At 73.0% G+C, this 14785-nt stretch carries 14 protein-coding genes; all 14 read left to right on the top strand.

Features of this window, described 5'->3' with window-relative positions; translation table 11 throughout:
* The first annotated feature begins 1579 nt into the window (after window positions 1-1579).
* The 14 genes from B056_RS38760 to B056_RS0131670 all read left to right on the top strand — a co-directional run bounded on the left by B056_RS38760 (window position 1580) and on the right by B056_RS0131670 (window position 14717).
* Complete coding sequence (locus tag B056_RS38760; RefSeq protein ID WP_018505846.1) at window positions 1580-1942, top strand: hypothetical protein; 363 nt, start codon at window positions 1580-1582, stop codon at window positions 1940-1942.
* Between the two features lie 216 nt (window positions 1943-2158).
* Entirely contained in the window at window positions 2159-2764 is a 606-nt protein-coding gene (locus B056_RS0131610; protein WP_018505847.1) for a hypothetical protein, read from the top strand.
* Window positions 2765-3111: 347 nt separating this feature from the next.
* Window positions 3112-3702 carry a hypothetical protein gene (locus tag B056_RS0131615; protein ID WP_018505848.1) on the top strand — a complete coding sequence of 197 codons (591 nt, stop codon included), beginning with the start codon at window positions 3112-3114 and terminating at the stop codon, window positions 3700-3702.
* Window positions 3703-3900: 198 nt separating this feature from the next.
* Complete coding sequence (locus B056_RS0131620) at window positions 3901-4449, top strand: SAF domain-containing protein (protein ID WP_195905977.1); 549 nt, start codon at window positions 3901-3903, stop codon at window positions 4447-4449.
* A 7-nt stretch (window positions 4450-4456) separates the two neighbouring features.
* On the top strand, window positions 4457-5479 hold the full coding sequence (locus tag B056_RS45575; protein ID WP_154677345.1) for a hypothetical protein: 1023 nt from the start codon (window positions 4457-4459) through the stop codon (window positions 5477-5479).
* A 140-nt stretch (window positions 5480-5619) separates the two neighbouring features.
* Window positions 5620-6978, top strand: coding sequence for a CpaF family protein (locus B056_RS38770; RefSeq protein WP_154677346.1), 1359 nt, complete (start codon window positions 5620-5622; stop codon window positions 6976-6978).
* Window positions 6975-7961: a type II secretion system F family protein gene (locus B056_RS45580; RefSeq protein ID WP_018505852.1), complete on the top strand. Its 987-nt coding sequence runs from the start codon at window positions 6975-6977 to the stop codon at window positions 7959-7961. Before B056_RS38770 ends, B056_RS45580 begins: the two co-directional genes overlap by 4 nt.
* On the top strand, window positions 7961-8839 hold the full coding sequence (locus B056_RS38780) for a hypothetical protein (RefSeq protein ID WP_018505853.1): 879 nt from the start codon (window positions 7961-7963) through the stop codon (window positions 8837-8839). The genes B056_RS45580 and B056_RS38780 overlap by 1 nt, the downstream gene beginning before the upstream one ends.
* Before the next feature lie 42 nt (window positions 8840-8881).
* The gene (locus tag B056_RS42210; protein WP_020572817.1) at window positions 8882-9154 is read left to right on the top strand and encodes a hypothetical protein; all 273 of its coding nucleotides are present in this window, start codon (window positions 8882-8884) and stop codon (window positions 9152-9154) included.
* Between the two features lie 110 nt (window positions 9155-9264).
* Window positions 9265-9606 (top strand): TadE/TadG family type IV pilus assembly protein, encoded by a 342-nt coding sequence (locus B056_RS0131645; protein WP_035753514.1) that lies wholly within the window; start codon window positions 9265-9267, stop codon window positions 9604-9606.
* Between the two features lie 20 nt (window positions 9607-9626).
* Complete coding sequence (locus tag B056_RS0131650; RefSeq protein WP_051105791.1) at window positions 9627-10049, top strand: TadE/TadG family type IV pilus assembly protein; 423 nt, start codon at window positions 9627-9629, stop codon at window positions 10047-10049.
* Between the two features lie 8 nt (window positions 10050-10057).
* Window positions 10058-10498, top strand: a complete 441-nt coding sequence (locus B056_RS38785; RefSeq protein ID WP_230203290.1) for a pilus assembly protein TadG-related protein — start codon at window positions 10058-10060, stop codon at window positions 10496-10498.
* 32 nt (window positions 10499-10530) lie between these two features.
* Window positions 10531-13749 carry a LysM peptidoglycan-binding domain-containing protein gene (locus B056_RS45585; RefSeq protein WP_018505858.1) on the top strand — a complete coding sequence of 1073 codons (3219 nt, stop codon included), beginning with the start codon at window positions 10531-10533 and terminating at the stop codon, window positions 13747-13749.
* Between the two features lie 197 nt (window positions 13750-13946).
* Window positions 13947-14717 (top strand): PIN domain-containing protein, encoded by a 771-nt coding sequence (locus tag B056_RS0131670; RefSeq protein ID WP_018505860.1) that lies wholly within the window; start codon window positions 13947-13949, stop codon window positions 14715-14717.
* Window positions 14718-14785 lie beyond the last annotated feature (68 nt).

Below are 14785 nucleotides of genomic sequence, written 5' to 3' on the forward strand. Positions count from 1 at the left end.
CGCGCCTTCCGCTGCCGGTACAGCGGGCCGAGACCCGGATTCCGCTCGGGCTCTGACACCTGCCGTCAGGACAGCCCTGCCCACTGACGATCACAGNTGGTAATCGACGTGGCGTGCCGTCAACCACTACGGGTCGTCAGATCTCCTGGAACGACAGGGATCCTGGTCTTCCACACCTGTTCACACACTGTGCACGAGGCCCGGCGCAGCGACGCAGACCCCCGCCCGCCTACCGGCGGCCGCCGCCGCCCGCTGTCTTCGGACAGCTCGCGGGCGGTCTCCGTGGCTGTTCACCCCGTCAGAACGGGGCCGAGAGCTCTCTCCGAACCCCGATTTCTTCTCCTCTGATCCGGCTCTGACCGTAGGTGGGGCATTAATTTCTCGCGGGTTCCAGGCACTAGTCGTCCCACCTGTCACCCCCCGCGATCGAGCCCGTGGGGGCGGGACTTCTCGATCCGTACGTCACGGGGCCCGCTCGTGGCCCGTGAGCCGCGGAACGGGAGAGCACGATGGCGCCCCGCCCTCGATGGGGCTTCCCTGGAATCGCTAAAGCAAGATTGTCAACGCTGTTGACAATCTTGCTTTAGGCGGTCGATCTCCCCTTCCTCGAGGTCGTCCGACGCCGTTTGACGCTCACGTCACGCTCGGAAGCACCCGGGCGCAACGAGATCTCGTTTGTGGGTGGCGGCCACGGTGGCTCGGGTCGCGGGGGTGCGGAACACGGCCCGTGGATCGAGGCCAGTTCCGTCGCGCGCGACCGCTGCCCAGCGGGGCTCCGGCTGCGCGCAGGGCTCGAGCACCGGCGCGATGTACGCCTGGGCGATCGCGCGCCGTTCGAGTTCGACGTGGCGACTGTTGCGGGGAGGACGTGGCGATCCGTTTCGACGCCGAGCGCGGTTCGTCGCACGCAGACCCGATTGTGGTTGTCCGTGTGCAATCAGGTGACGGAGCGGCACGTCGGGTGCAGTGTTGCTTCCTGACAGACAGCGTTCGGGTGTGGCGGGTGGTCGAGGTGGAGCGAGACGGGTGGGCCGTTCCGGCGGCGGGGCTGGTGGCGGATCTGCTGGTCGAGGTCAGCCTGGCCGTACGTGGCTGGTACCCGACGGCCTCGGTTCTCACCATCGCTCGTGCCCGGTACGGGATCTGGATGCCCACGAACGTCCTCGACCCGGACGGGATGGTGCTGGTGCGCGCACGGGCGACTGTCCGCTGGCGGTGCGCTGCACGCCCTGGCGGCCGAACTCGGCGCGGCCTTGGACTACCTCGTCGACCTGCTGCCGGCCGAAGCCCGCGCGAGCGGCCAGGTTGTCCTGGTCCCCGCTCCCGCCCGGACGTCGAGTGGATCCCCTGTCCGGAGGGCGCGGTAGAGCGCGATAGCGACCGAAACAGAAATTGATTCGGCCGATCGTGTCGCGTTGCCCTGTTCGTGTGTCCCTTCCTGTGGTGTGCCGGACGAACAGGGAGAGGCCAGGCCATGACAGGTAGCGAAAGAGACCCACAGAGCGAGTCGGCCGCGCGGCCGCGTTCGTCAGAGTCCCCTCGCTCCACTCCGCAGGATGTCGACGATCGAGGGGTTCGCGTGCCGGCCTGGTCTGGGCAGCCGGCCCGGCTGCCGGCCTATCCCCCGTTGCACCCAGCTGCGCCCTGGCCGCCGACGCATCACCTCACGCCGTATCCGCTGCCGTACCCGGTCCGGCAGACGGTCCGGTCGGCGGGCCTCGCGGTGCTGCTGAGCTTCCTGTGGCCGGGTCTCGGCCACCTCTACGTCGGCAGAGTCGGGGTGGGGATCGCGTTGCTGTGCACCGAGCTCGCCATGGTTGTCATCTCGCTGACGGTGATCGGACTGATCGTCGCGGTGCCGGTGGGGATCATCGTGCTCGTGGCCGCGGCTGCGACGGCAGGCCCGGCGGCGCAGGACGGTCCGCCGCCGGGCCGGTACTGACCGCCCACTACGCCCGCCCTCATTCGCCTCGGTCCCTGGTTGCTCAGGGTGAACATCGTGGTTCGTGTTGGCCGGATCGGGGCTGGTGCGGGCCGCTGTCTTTTCGGGGTGTGACGAGAACTTCTTGTTCAGTCTTGCCCCTATTTCTCTTGTCACGGAGTGACGCAAAGCAATAACGTCAGCGTGACCGGCGCATGCGTGACGTATCGGTCACACATGGAGATCATGAGAGTGGGTGGCTGGGTGGCGACGGCTCAACGGCTCTGCAGGGCGCTGCTGTGCGCGGCGCTCGTGAGCACCGTCGCCGCCGGGTGCACCTCGAGCGGTGACGACCCGCAGCCTCTGCCGCCGGCGCAGACCCCTGAGCACGCGATCACGACCAGCTCAGGGCCGCCGGAGACGAGTAAGCCGATACCGACCGAGGTTGCCTCGAACGACGCGGTCCAGTACGACTACGGATTGTTCTGGCAGGCATTCATCAACGCCCAGGTCCTGGGCGATGCGGACTACCCGGATCTCCGCAAGCGCGCCGAGGGACAAGCCCTCGCGTTTGCCCAGGAACTGGTCAGGGCGTACCGGGACAACGGCTGGGTCCGCGTGATCAGGGACGGGTTCGGTACCAACCCGGTCGTCGTCGCGCGTGGAGACACCACCGCCCGGGTCACGGACAGCCAGGACTGGAGCAAGTGGCCGCTGACAGTTCGGGCAACCGGGGCAATCGTCCCTGGTTCCACACCACAGCAGTGCTTCGCCGCTGATCTCGTCCGACGGAACGACATGTGGGCCGTGAGCAGGCTGACCTCGGTGCAGCACCTGTGCTGACAGCGCCCGTCCAGCGAGGCATAGGCATTCCTTGCGTCCTCGTGATCGCCGTGGCCGCGGGACTGCTGGGGCTCGCTCGACCGGCGGGGGCGGCGGGGGCGACGTGCCCCGAGGGTGCATCCGCTCACCGCAACGCGGGTGGCTGGTGGGTGTGCACCATAGATCCCGGCTCGGTGCCGGCTCCCGCTCCACATCCCAAGCCCGCTAGTGATGTGGCCGCCCGGCCTCGTACTGGCGGCGGCCCGGCGGTCGATCCCTGCCCGAACCGGCAGACCTGGGCCTTTGATCCCGTCGCTAACACCGTTCCGCCTACCGGTTGGGCTGGACGTGGGCAGGGCGGCGGCTACGTGTACCAGACCTGCGACGGCGACAACCAGAACCCCCAGGGCGGGCCAGGGTGGATCTGGGTCGCCAACCCCGGCGATCCCGCCGGCGGCGCGCCGGCCGCGCCGGACCCGGCGGTGCTGGCGCAGCAGGCGTTCGACGAGCTGGCGCCGCCCGCGCCCCAGTTCGATTTCCGGCCTCGCCACCACCCGGGCGGTCCGGACGCGACGCTGGTGGGCCTGTGGACGTTCTTCTGGGCCGACCAGGGTGGCCTGGTGCCGCTGAACAAGAGGGTGGCGGCCGGTGGGAACTGGGCGGAGGTCACCGCCACGATCCGCCAGGTGAGCTTCGATCCCGGGGACGGTTCGGCGCCACTGTCCTGTCCGGGGGGTGGCACGCCGTACAACCCGGACCTGGCCTATGAGCGGCAGGTGACGAGCTGCGCGCACCGGTATGAGCGTGCCTCGCCGGCGCCGGGGTTCACCGCGACCGCGACGGTGGTCTGGTCGGCGACCTGGGTCGGGTCGGGCGGTACCGGCGGGGTGCTGCCAGATGTGACGGCGACCGCCACGGCTGTCGTGCTGGTGCAGGAGATGCAGGTCGTCAACAACTAGCGAAGCCCTGGGGGGCCTGTGAGTAGCACCTTCCCGCCCGCCGATACGACGGCTGGGGGATGGACCGATGCGCCGGCGCGGCCGGTGCGTTCTGGTGGGTCGGCGCCGCGGTTGGCGACGCCGCCGCGGCGGCGGACTCCGCTGGGTCGGCTCGCGCTGGGTGTGACGTTGGTGTTGCTGTGCGGGGGTGTGTTGGCGGTGCAGTTCAGCCGGGCGCAGCACCGGTCGGCGGTGTTGGCGGTGGCTCGTCCGGTGGCGGCCGGGGAGGTGATCGTCGACGCGGATCTGCGGGTCGCGCAGGTCGCGGCGGACGGTCTGAGCACGGTGTCGGCTGGGGATCGGGCTCGGGTGGTGGGGCGGATCGCCGCGGTGGATCTGCGTCCGGGGCAGAACCTGACCCCCGAGGTGCTGACCGGAGCGGCGCTGCCTGGTCCGGGGGAGGTGGTGATTGGGGTGTTGTTCAAGCCGGGGCAGGTGCCGGGTCGGTCGTTGTCGGCGGGGGATCGGGTGCGGTTGGTCACGACCGGGACTGCTGATCGTGGCGTGGCCGCCCCAGCCGTCGGGTCGCCGGAGCGGATGGCTGGGGCGGTTCGTGACGCCCGGGTGGTGCTGGTGACGCCGGTGAGCACGGTGGGCGACGGGTCGGTGGTGGTTGATCTGCTTCTCGGTGAGGCTGACGGTCCGCAGGTTGCCGCGGATGCCGCGGCGGGCGCGCTCAGTTTGCTGCTCACCCCGCGGGCGCAGTGAGCCCGGGATGTTGATCAGTCTGGTGTCGGCGAAGCACGCCCCGGGGGTGACGACGGTGGCGACGTTGCTGACGTGGGCGTGGCCGGAGGCGGTGGGCCGTCGGGCGTTGCTCGTCGAGGCGGACCCGGCCGGTGGGGATGTGCTGGTCGATCTGTATGAGGGTGCGGCTGGGGAGCAGGAGGGGTACGGGCTGCTGGCCGCGGCGGTCGCGGCACGCTATGGGATGACCGCCGGTCAGCTGGGTCGGTATGCGCTGCGGTTGGACGGGCAGGGGCGCCGGCTGCTGCTGCCGGGGCTGGCGGATCCGGCGCAGGGCGCGGCGCTGCGCGACACCTGGGGGCAGATCGCCGGCGCGCTGGCGGACCTGGATCGGTTGGACGATCCAGTGGATGTGGTGGCCGACTGCGGGCGGCTTGGCGCGTTCGGTCCGCCGACACCGCTGCTGACCGGCCCGGATGTGCTGCTGGTGGTGCTGCGTCCGACGTTGCGGGATGTCGCGGCGGCCGCGCCGCGGGTCTCCGCGTTGCTGGACACGTTGGCGCCGGTGCCGCAGGGCCCGTTGCTGGCGGTGCTGCTGGTTGGCGATGGTCCTTACAGCGCCGACGACGTCGCCGAGCATTTGGATGTCGCGGTGGTCGGGCCGGTGCCGTGGGAGAGCCGCCTGGATCGGGTGGGGCTGCGGATCGTGACCAGCCGGGGGTATGCCCGCTCGGCGTTGGGCCGGGCGGTGGCGGGGCTGGCGGCGACGCTGGCGGATCGGGTCGCCGCCCGGGCGGATCGGACGGCGCCGTCGCTGCCCGCGGCGCCGCCGCGGGCAGCCCTACCGCCGTCGCCGCCGCCGTCCGACCCGGTCCAGGCACCACCACCGCCTGGCCCGTCGGTGCCGGTGCCGGCGGGGTCCGAGGGCGTTCATCCGCCGTTGGCTGCTGATGGCGGGTGGGTGCCTGTCACCCGGTTGCCTCCGATGCCGTCCCCGCCTGGGCCGGCCACGTTCGTGGTCAGCCCGTCGGCGCGCAGGGGGGTTCGGTGAGCTCGTCGGAGTACCTGCTTGGCGGTTGGGGGCAGCCACCTCCCACCGCCCCTCCCCCGCCTCCTCCGTCTCCGCCGGCGGGTGGCCGGCCGGGCCGGGCGGCGCTGACCGGCCCGGCTCGGGCGGGGGGTCGGCTGCCGGTGCCGTGGGGTGATGGCGGGGATGTGTTCGCCACGGTGGACTGGGCGGAGGTGGCGCGGTTGCGGGAACTGGTCGCGACGTTGCTGGCTGAGGCCCGGGAGGGTGAGGGTCGGCCGTTGTCGGTGGCGGATATGCGTCAGCTCGGTGCCGCGCACATCGCTCGTCTGGTGCGGGAGCTGGTGGACCGGCGTAGCGCGGCGGGGGCGGCGATGTCGGCGGTGCAGGAGCAGGCGTGGCGTAAGGCGGTGTTCGATGCCGCGTTCGGGCTGGGCCGGTTGCAGCGCTATGTCGATGATTCCGAGGTCGCGAACATCGATGTGTACGGCTGCGACGACGTGGTGGTGGAGTTCCGCGGGGGGCGGTTGGAGCGGGTGGCGCCGGTGGCGGCCAGCGACCACGAGCTCATCGAGGTGATCGCCCGGGCGGCCCGCTACGCCCCCCTGTCGCGGGAGTTCTCCGACCGGGCGCCGCTGCTGACGACCCGGCTGGCCAGCGGGAGCCGGCTCACCGCGCAGATGCGGGTCTCTCCCCGCCCCGGGTTGACGGTGCGTAACCATCAGTTCGTGGATGGGGTCACCCTCGACACGCTGGTCGGCCTCGGGGTCATCGACACGGTGCTGCGGGAGGTGTTGCGTGCCGCGGTCCGCGCCGGTTGGAACATCCTGATCTCCGGGGAGCAGGGTGCGGGCAAGACGACGATGCTGCGCTGCCTGTGCGCGGAAACCCCGCCGTGGCAGAAGCTTGTGGTGATCGAACGGGAAGCCGAGCTGTTCCTGGAACGGCTCGGTCGCGCCGGGCAGGTCGTGCCGTTGGAGGCGCAGGAAGCCAACGCCGAGGGTGTCGGGGAGATCGGCATGACCGCGCTGGTCGTGCACGCGCTGCGGATGAACGCCGGCCGGTTGATCCTCGGGGAGGCCCGTTCGGATGAGATCGTCGCGTTGCTGACCGCGATGAGCGCGGGGAGCCGTGGGGCGATGGGCACGATCCACGCGAACCGGGCCGAGGACGTGTTCGCGATCCGGATCCCGTCGCTGGCGATGATGCCCCCGCATGCTCTGCCGGTCGAGTTCTCGGCGATGCACGCCGCCGCCGGTCTGCACCTGGTCGTGCACCTGACCATGCACACCGACCTCGCCGCCGACGGCACCCCGGCTCGGCGCCGCCGGTATGTCTCCTCGGTCGCGGAGGTCACCGGTTTGGAAGGCACCCGGGTCGCCTCCAACCAGATCTTCCGCCCGGGTCCGGACGGCCGGGCGATTCCGGGCAGCGCGTTGCACCGGTTCGACGAGCTGGTCCGCGCCGGGTTGGACCCGGCGGTGCTCGACGCCTACCCGTACGGCAGCTGGGAGGCGGCGTGAACCCGCTGGTGTTCCTGCTCGGTGTCGCCGGGGCGGGTGGGCTGGTGCTGGTGGCCACCGCGGTCGTGCCCGCCTGGCGGCCGGCCCCGGAGCTGGGACGGTGGCGGCGGGCCCGCCACGGGAGGTCGCGCACCGAGCGGGCCGTGTCCGGGCGGGCGCGGGGGCGTCGCGGTGCGGTCGCGGTTGTCTGCGGGCTGCTGGTGCTGCTGTATCTGCGGATCCCCGCCGCCGCGTTGCTGGTGGCCGCGTTGGCCTGGGTCGCCCCGCTGCTGCTCACCGGGGCCACGGAAGCGGAGGCGACGATCAGCCGGCTGGAGGCGTTGGGGGACTGGACGCGGCGCGTCGCGGACCTGATGTCGACCGGCGCGGGGTTGGAGCAGGCGATGGAAGCCAGCCTGTCTTCCTGCCCGCCGCCGATCAGCGTGGAGGTGACCGCGCTGGTGTCGCGGCTGCACGCCCGCTGGTCGACCGTCGAGGCGCTGCGGGTGTTCGCCGACGACCTGGTCGACGCCGACGAGGTCGTCGGCGCGCTGATCCTGGCCGCGGGCACCGAACGCGGCGCCGGCCTGCGCCGGGCGCTGGTCGCCCTGGCGGAGGCGACGGAGGCGCGGGTGCGGGCCCGGCGTGAGATCGAGGCGGACCGGGCGAAACCGCGTTCCGGTGCCCGCAGCGTCATGCTGATCATCGGCGGCTGCGTGGTGCTGATCATGATTGTGGGGCGGCAGTTCCTCACCCCGTACCGGACGGCGACCGGGGAGCTGGTGCTGCTGGTCGACGGGGCGCTGTTCCTCGCCGCGCTGTGGTGGATGCGCACCCTGGCCCGTACCCCCACCCCACCACGGCTGCTCCCCGCCGCCGCCGGGCCGGCCGCGGCGGGCCGGGTCGGCACCCACCCGGCCGCCGCCATCCCCACCGCGGCCGGTTCCGCCTCCGACAGCGCCGCCCCTACCAGCGGTGCTGCCGGTTCGGAGGTGGCGCGCTGATGGCGATCGACCCAGGGGTGTTGCTGGCCGGGTTCGGCTCCGGTGGCGGACTACTGCTGATCGGGCAGGCCCTGCTGCGCCCGGCCCGCCCCCCGTTGTCCGTGCTACGCGCCCCGGCCGTGGCACCCCCCGAAAGTGCTCCCGGTTGGGAGATGCGGGTCGGGGGGTGGCTGGCACCACGGCTGGTCCGGCCACGCACCCGGCTGCTGCTACGCCCACCGGTCGAGGACCTGGCGATCCTGGGCCGCCCGGTCGAACTGTGGCTCACCCAGAAAATCGCACTCGGGGTGATCGGGCTGGCCGCCCCCGCCGTGTTCGCCGCGGCCGCGGCCGCGCTCGGGCTGCGGATGCCGTTCGTGTTCCCGACCGTGCTCGCCCTGGCCACCGGGGTGGTCATGTTCTGGTATCCGGACTGGGTGGTGCGCGACGCCGCGGCCGACGCCCGCCTGGAGTTCCGCCGTGGTGTCGCGATCTACATCGGCTGGGTGGCCCAGGCCCGTTCGGCGGCCGGCGGGCCCGCGGAAAGCCTCGAACGAGCCGCCGCGGTCGGCCACGGCTGGGCGCTCGCCGTCATCACCCGCGCGCTCGTGCGTGCCCGCTACGGCGCGCGGACCCCCTGGGAGGCACTCGCCGACCTGGGTCGGATCTACCACGTCTCCCAGCTGGTCGACCTCGCCGACATCATGAGCACCGCCGGGGCCGGCGCGTCGATCTACGACACGTTGCTGTCCAAACAGCAGGCGCTGCTCGCCGCCGAACTCGCCGCGGAGAAGGCGGCGGCCAACGAACGCAGCGAACGGATGGACTTCCCCGTCGTCGCCCTGCTGGTCTGCTTCGTCATCCTGCTCGGCTACCCGCTGCTGGCGAACATCCGTTGATCCCCACCGCCTGCCCTGTCCCGTTCTGGAAGGACGACACGCATGTCCCGTGCCCGCCCAGCCCGCACCACCTGGCAGCGGACGCCCGCCCGGCGGCGGACCGTTCGCCCCGGGGCCGTTCTGGGCGCGTTGACCGCGACCCTGCTCGTCGCCGCGACCGCGCTGCAGGCCCGGATCTGGATCGCCGACCGCGACGACACGGGCCTGTCCTCCCCGGAGAAAGCCGCCCTCACCGTGCTCGGCCTGGCACTGGCCGGGATCGTCGCGCTCGCCGCGACGAACTACGTGACGGCCAAGACCGCACTGTTCAAGTAGGCGAGGACGGCGTCCCGCTGCCCGCGGACCAGCGGCGGTACCTGGGCCGGGCTCGGCGCGGGTGGGCCTGGGATGACGATGCGGGGCTGCTCAGTCCGCAGGCCGCCGCGCTGTTCCCCGTCGTCCTCCTGCTGATCATGGCGATCTTTCAGGGCGTGGTGTTCTACCAGGCCCAGCAGCACGCCCAGGCCGCCGCCGCTGAAGGGCTGCGCGTCGCCCGTCTCTACGACGGCACCGCGGCCGCCGGTGAACAGGAAGCCCGGCTCCTGCTTGGTCAGAGCGGCGGGGACTGGCTGCTGACCGGCCCGACCGTCACCGCGAGCCGTACTGGTGACTGGGCGGAGATCGCCGTGAGGGGCACAGCTCCGCGTCTTATCCCGGGACTGAGCCTGCATATCGAGCGCAGCCTGCGCGGACCGGTTGAGCGCTATGTCCCAGAGGCTGCACCATGATCCGCCGCTGGCGTCGTGCGGTGGGCGGGCGTGACCGGGGGGACGCCGCGGTCGAACTCGCGCTGCTCACCCCGGTCATCGGCCTGCTCCTCGTCGCCGTGATCGCCGCCGGGCGGCTCGGGACCGCCCGCGACCAGGTCACCCAGGCCGCCCGCGAGGCCGCCCGGGCGGCCTCGCTGACCCGCTCCCCCGCCGCCGCGCAGACCGCCGCCCGCACCGCGGTCACCATCAGCCTCGCCAACTCCCCCGGCTCCTGCCCGGATTTCACCGTCACCGTCGACACCGCCGGCCTGTCCGCCCCCCTCGGCCAGCCCGCCCAGGTCGCCGTGACGGTGACCTGTCAGGTTCCGCTGTCCGACCTCGCCGGCATCCCCCTGCCCGGACGCCAGGCGATGAGTTCCACCTTCGCCGCCCCTCTTGATCAGTTCCGTGGCCGCCGATGATCACTTGGGTGACGTCGGGACGTGGACGGCGGCGGGGCGGCCGGGATGGTCGGGACGAGGGTTACGTCAGCGTGATGGTCGCCGGGGTGGTGCTGGCGGTCATGGCCGCGATCGGGCTGCTCGTCGACGGGTCGATCGCGCTCGCCGCGCACCGCAGCGCGAACAACGAAGCCGAACAGGCCGCCCGCGCCGCGGCCCAGGCCATCGACCTCACCACCTACACCGGCGGGCAGGCACGGCCCCGCATCGACCCCGACGCCGCCCGCGCCGCCGCGGGCGCCTACCTGGCCGGCACCGGTGACTCCTACACCGTGGAGATCACCGGCCCGGCGCAGATCACCGTGACCGTCACCGTCGTGCGTCCCACCCGCCTGCTGTCGATGGTCGGCGTGCCGAGCATCACCGCGGTCGGAGTCGGCCGTTCCACCCAGCTCTTCGGCGCCGGCTGAGCCCGCCCCGCCGCGACGAGGAGGGAACCCCCATGCCCCCCAGCACCCCCGCCCGCCGCCACACCCGCACGCCCACCCGCAAGGCCCCGGCCCGCCCGGCTGGTGCGGCTCGCCGGATCGGCGCCGGGCTGGCGGCGCTGCTCGCTCTGGCTGTGCCGCTGGTGGCCGTCCCGCCGCTGGCCTGGCAGTACCTGGGCTCGCCCCTGCCCGGCACGCTGCCCAGCGGCGCCGAGGTGGGAGACCTGCTACTCAGCCCGGACGACGGCACCGTCGTCCTCGCGGTCATCCGCACCCTGGTCTGGGTGGGCTGGGTGGTGTTCGCCGGCTGCGCGCTGCTCGACGTCGCCGCCCAGCTGCGTCACCGGCCCACCCGGTCCCTGCCTGGCCTGGGCTGGATGCAGGCCGCCACCGGTCCGCTCGTCGCCGCCGTCGTCCTGCTCCTGCTCAGCGCCCCCGGGGTGGCGCTCGCGGACAGCGCCATCCCGGGGGCGCTGGCTTCCCCGGCTGTCGCGGTCAGCGCCGCGGCCATCCCCGCTCAGACCACCGTGGCCCCGGCTCCGCCTGCTGCCACGGCGGCGGACCTGTACGTGGTGGGCGACGGGGACACGCTGTGGAGCATCGCCGGCAGCCAGCTTCCCGCGACAGCGGACTGCCCCGACCCGCACCTGCGCTGGACCGAGATCGCCGACCTCAACCGCGGCCTCCCCCAGGCCGACGGGCACACCCTCACCGATCCCGACCTCATCCGCCCCGGCTGGCAGCTCCACCTGCCCGCCGACGCCTACCTCCTGGCCAGCCCACCCCCGCCGGCCAACCCGCAGTCCGCCCCCGCCCCGGCCGACCCGCAGCCCGCACCGTCCCTGTCACCGCAGGCGGACCTGCCGCCGGCGCACCCCGACCTGACCACCCCACCGGCCGCCACCCCAGCGACGCCCGGTCCGCAGACAGCGCCTTTCCTCCCGGCGATCCCACCCACCCTCGCACCGCCGCCGGTGTCCACCGCGCCACCGGCGCCCACCAGCACGGCGCCCACGGGCACGGCGCCCACACCGGAAAGCCCCACCGTCCAACCCGGCGGCGATACCTACCCGCAGGACACCCCGCGGGCGCATACCGAGGCGCGCAGCTGGCTGCCGGTGGAACTGCTCGGCGCCGGCCTCACCGCCGCCGGACTGCTCTGGCTGCTGCGCCGCCGCCGGCTACGGCGCCAACTCGCCGCCGACCTCGGGGACCTCCCCCCGCAGCCCACCCCCGCCGCGGGCGGTGCCGAAGCCGCCGCCAGTGCCGGCGCCGACCTCGACGGCGCCCAGTTCCTCCACCTCGCACTGCTCCTGCTCGCCGCCACCGCCGAACACACCGGCGGTGACCTGCCCGACCTGCACACCGCCTACCTGTCCGCGAGCAGCCTCGACCTGCACTTCGCCGTCCCCACCCCGCTGCCCCCTCCCCCGCCGTACACCGCGCTCACCGACACCCACTGGCAGCTGCCCCGCGCCGTCGACGCGCGCACTCTCGATCCCGACGGCACCCTGGCCGACACCGTCATCGCCCCCTATCCCGGCCTCACCCTCCTCGGCTACACCACCCCCACCGCGGCGGATGGGCGGGTCGCGATCCTCGTCGACCTCGAACACGTCCGCTCCGTGCAGCTACGCGGAGCCCCGGAACGCACCGACGCGGTCCTGCGTTTCGCCGCCCTCGGCCTGCTCACCAGCGGCTGGGCGACCTACCTCCAGCTCACCGTCGCCGGCCTACCCGAACCCCTCACCGACGCCGCCCCCGACCGCGCCGAGACCGTCGACGCCCACGACCTCGACGGCCCGCTGACGGTCCTCGAAACCCAGCACGCCAGCCAGCTCGCCCGCCTGCAACGCGGCGGCGCCCCCACCCTCACCGCGCGGGTCACCGGGGTTGGCCCCGCCCCCCACCTGCTCCTCCTCGCCACCGAACCGGCCAACGCCACCCAGGCCGACCGGCTCGCGGACCTCGCCCGCCCCGGCCCCCGCACCGGCATCGGCATCCTCAGCGCCACCGCCCTGCCGCAGCCCGGGCTCACCATCGACGTCGACGACCAGGGCCTGCTCCACCTGCCCGGCACCGCCACCCCGCCGCTGGCCGGCAGCATCACCCTGCCGACCGCCACCGCGATCACAGAAGCCCTCACCGGCGCCGCCGCCCCGCCAGCCGACGAGGGCCCGCACCTCGACTGGGACACCGACCTGCCCTACGACGCGCCGAGTGCTCCGCTCGCCCCTACCGACCTGCCGGTCCTCGCAATCCCCGACCCTGCAGCCGGCAGCGTCTTGGTCGAGCCGCCACCGGGCGGCATGGCGAACGCCGAGGACCCGGACCCGCAGCCCCTCGCACCGCCATCCCCGGTCTCGGACGGGCATGAGGTGTCCCGCCCCGCGGTGCTGATCCGGCTGATGGGAACCGTCACGGTCGATGGCGGCGGTCCCGCGCCGGCCAGCCGCTCCCACGCCCGCACCGCCACCGAAATCCTCGCCTACCTCGCCCTGCACGCCGGTACCGCCGACCGCCAGGACCTCACCGACGCCCTGTGGCCCCCCGGCCGCCTCGACGGCGCCGGCCGCGAAGTCGCCCAGCCCGCCAGGCGCACCCTGTTCGCCCACATCAGCCGCGCCCGCGCCCTCGCCGGGGTCACCACCGCCGGCGCCCCACGCCTCGCCGCCGGCGACCCCGGCGAACCCCTGCAGCTCTCCCGCGACGTCCTCACCGACTGGCAGCTACTCCAACGCCTGCGTGACACCGCCTGGGACACCGCCGGCCCCGACCTGATCGCCGGCCTGCAGGCCGCCCTCGACCTCGTCACCGGACCACTGCCCCGCCCCCAGAGCCGCAACGGGGTCGAAGGCGGCTGGCTGTGGCTGTCCACCACCGAACTGCACCACCACCTACCCCCCACCGCCGTGGAGATCGCCGTCCGCCTCGCCGAGGCCTACCTACACGCCGAGGACCCCACCCGGGCGCGCGCCGCGGTCGTCAAACTGCTCGAGTTCGGCGAACCCGAATTCAGCTTCGACGAACGCCTCTGGCAGCTACGCATCCTCACCGACTTCCACCTCGGCGGCGACGAAGCCGCCTGGGCCACCGTCACCCTGCTCGAAGCCATGCTCCGCGACCGCGCCCGCTACATGGACGACCCCGACTACGCCGAGATGAGCCCCGAACTCGACCGCTTCATCACCGAACTCCTGCGCACCCGACCCGCCACCGCCACCGGCTCGTGAAACGCCAGCGGTCAACGCATCCCCCTACCGGCGAGCTCCGGGGCGGGCCGTCTGATCGACGCCGTGGTCGATCCCGGCGAACAGGGCGACGAGTGGCTCCGCAATGCTGGGAAAGGAGGAGTCGTCGGCCGAGCTGGAGACGCTCAGAAACAACCCTCGCGAGCTGGACTCGTGATCAACGCCTCGACGGGAGTGACATGAGCGTGCAGGGCACGACGACCGCCGCGCCGCCGCTGCGGGTCGGTGTCTACATCGACGGGTTCAACCTGTACTACGGCGGCCGTGGACTGATGGGCGGCGGCGGAAAGCCGGGCTGGCGCTGGCTGGACCTGCGCGCCCTGGCCGCCTCGATCGTGGCCACCCGAGCCGCGTGGGCCGGCGCGCAGATCACCCGGGTGGTGTACTGCACCGCGCCGATCGACGGCGCGAGCAACCCCAGCGGCGCCGCCGACCAGGAGATCTACCTGCGGGCGCTACGTGCCGCCCACGCCGTCGACGAGATCACCAAAGGCCGGTACATCAGCAAAGTCGTGCGGGCGCCGCTGGCCGTGTCGGGCCCGAAGGGCCAGCCGGTCCTGGCCACCTCCGGCTGGCCGGTGATGATCCAGGACCCGACCGGCCAGCCGGTCCGCGACGCCCGCTTCCTGGTCTCGGTCGCCCAGCGGGAAGAGAAGGGCTCCGATGTCAACGTGGCCTCCCACCTCCTGCTCGACCTGCTGCACCAGCGGATCACCGCCGCCGTCGTGATCACCAACGACAGCGATCTGGCCTTCCCGGTGGCCCAAGCCCGCGAGCTCGTCCCCGTCGGGGTCGTCAACCCCAGCAAGGGCTACACCGCCGGCGCGCTACGGGGAGCGCCGCACACCGGCGTCGGCCGGCACTGGTGGGACAACCTGCGCGCCGCTGACCTCACCGCGGCACAACTGCCGGTACAAACCGGCCCCCTCACCCGCCCGCCTGGATGGTGAGTTTTGACAGCCAGGCCCGGCACATGCCAAGCTCGGCTCCTAGACCACCCGGCCCCCTCGTGGGCCGG

The sequence above is a fragment of the Parafrankia discariae genome (genome assembly GCF_000373365.1).
In the GTDB taxonomy this organism is placed as follows: Bacteria; Actinomycetota; Actinomycetes; order Frankiales; family Frankiaceae; genus Parafrankia; species Parafrankia discariae.

Bases quoted from the DNA above. Each gene is read 5' to 3' on its own strand.
- B056_RS38780 (WP_018505853.1), top strand. From the start codon at position 7,961: ATGGCGATCGACCCAGGGGTGTTGCTGGCCGGGTTCGGCTCCGGTGGC.
- B056_RS0131610 (WP_018505847.1), top strand. From the start codon at position 2,159: ATGGAGATCATGAGAGTGGGTGGCTGGGTGGCGACGGCTCAACGGCTC.
- B056_RS0131670 (WP_018505860.1), top strand. From the start codon at position 13,947: ATGAGCGTGCAGGGCACGACGACCGCCGCGCCGCCGCTGCGGGTCGGT.
- B056_RS45585 (WP_018505858.1), top strand. From the start codon at position 10,531: ATGCCCCCCAGCACCCCCGCCCGCCGCCACACCCGCACGCCCACCCGC.
- B056_RS45575 (WP_154677345.1), top strand. From the start codon at position 4,457: ATGTTGATCAGTCTGGTGTCGGCGAAGCACGCCCCGGGGGTGACGACG.
- B056_RS42210 (WP_020572817.1), top strand. From the start codon at position 8,882: ATGTCCCGTGCCCGCCCAGCCCGCACCACCTGGCAGCGGACGCCCGCC.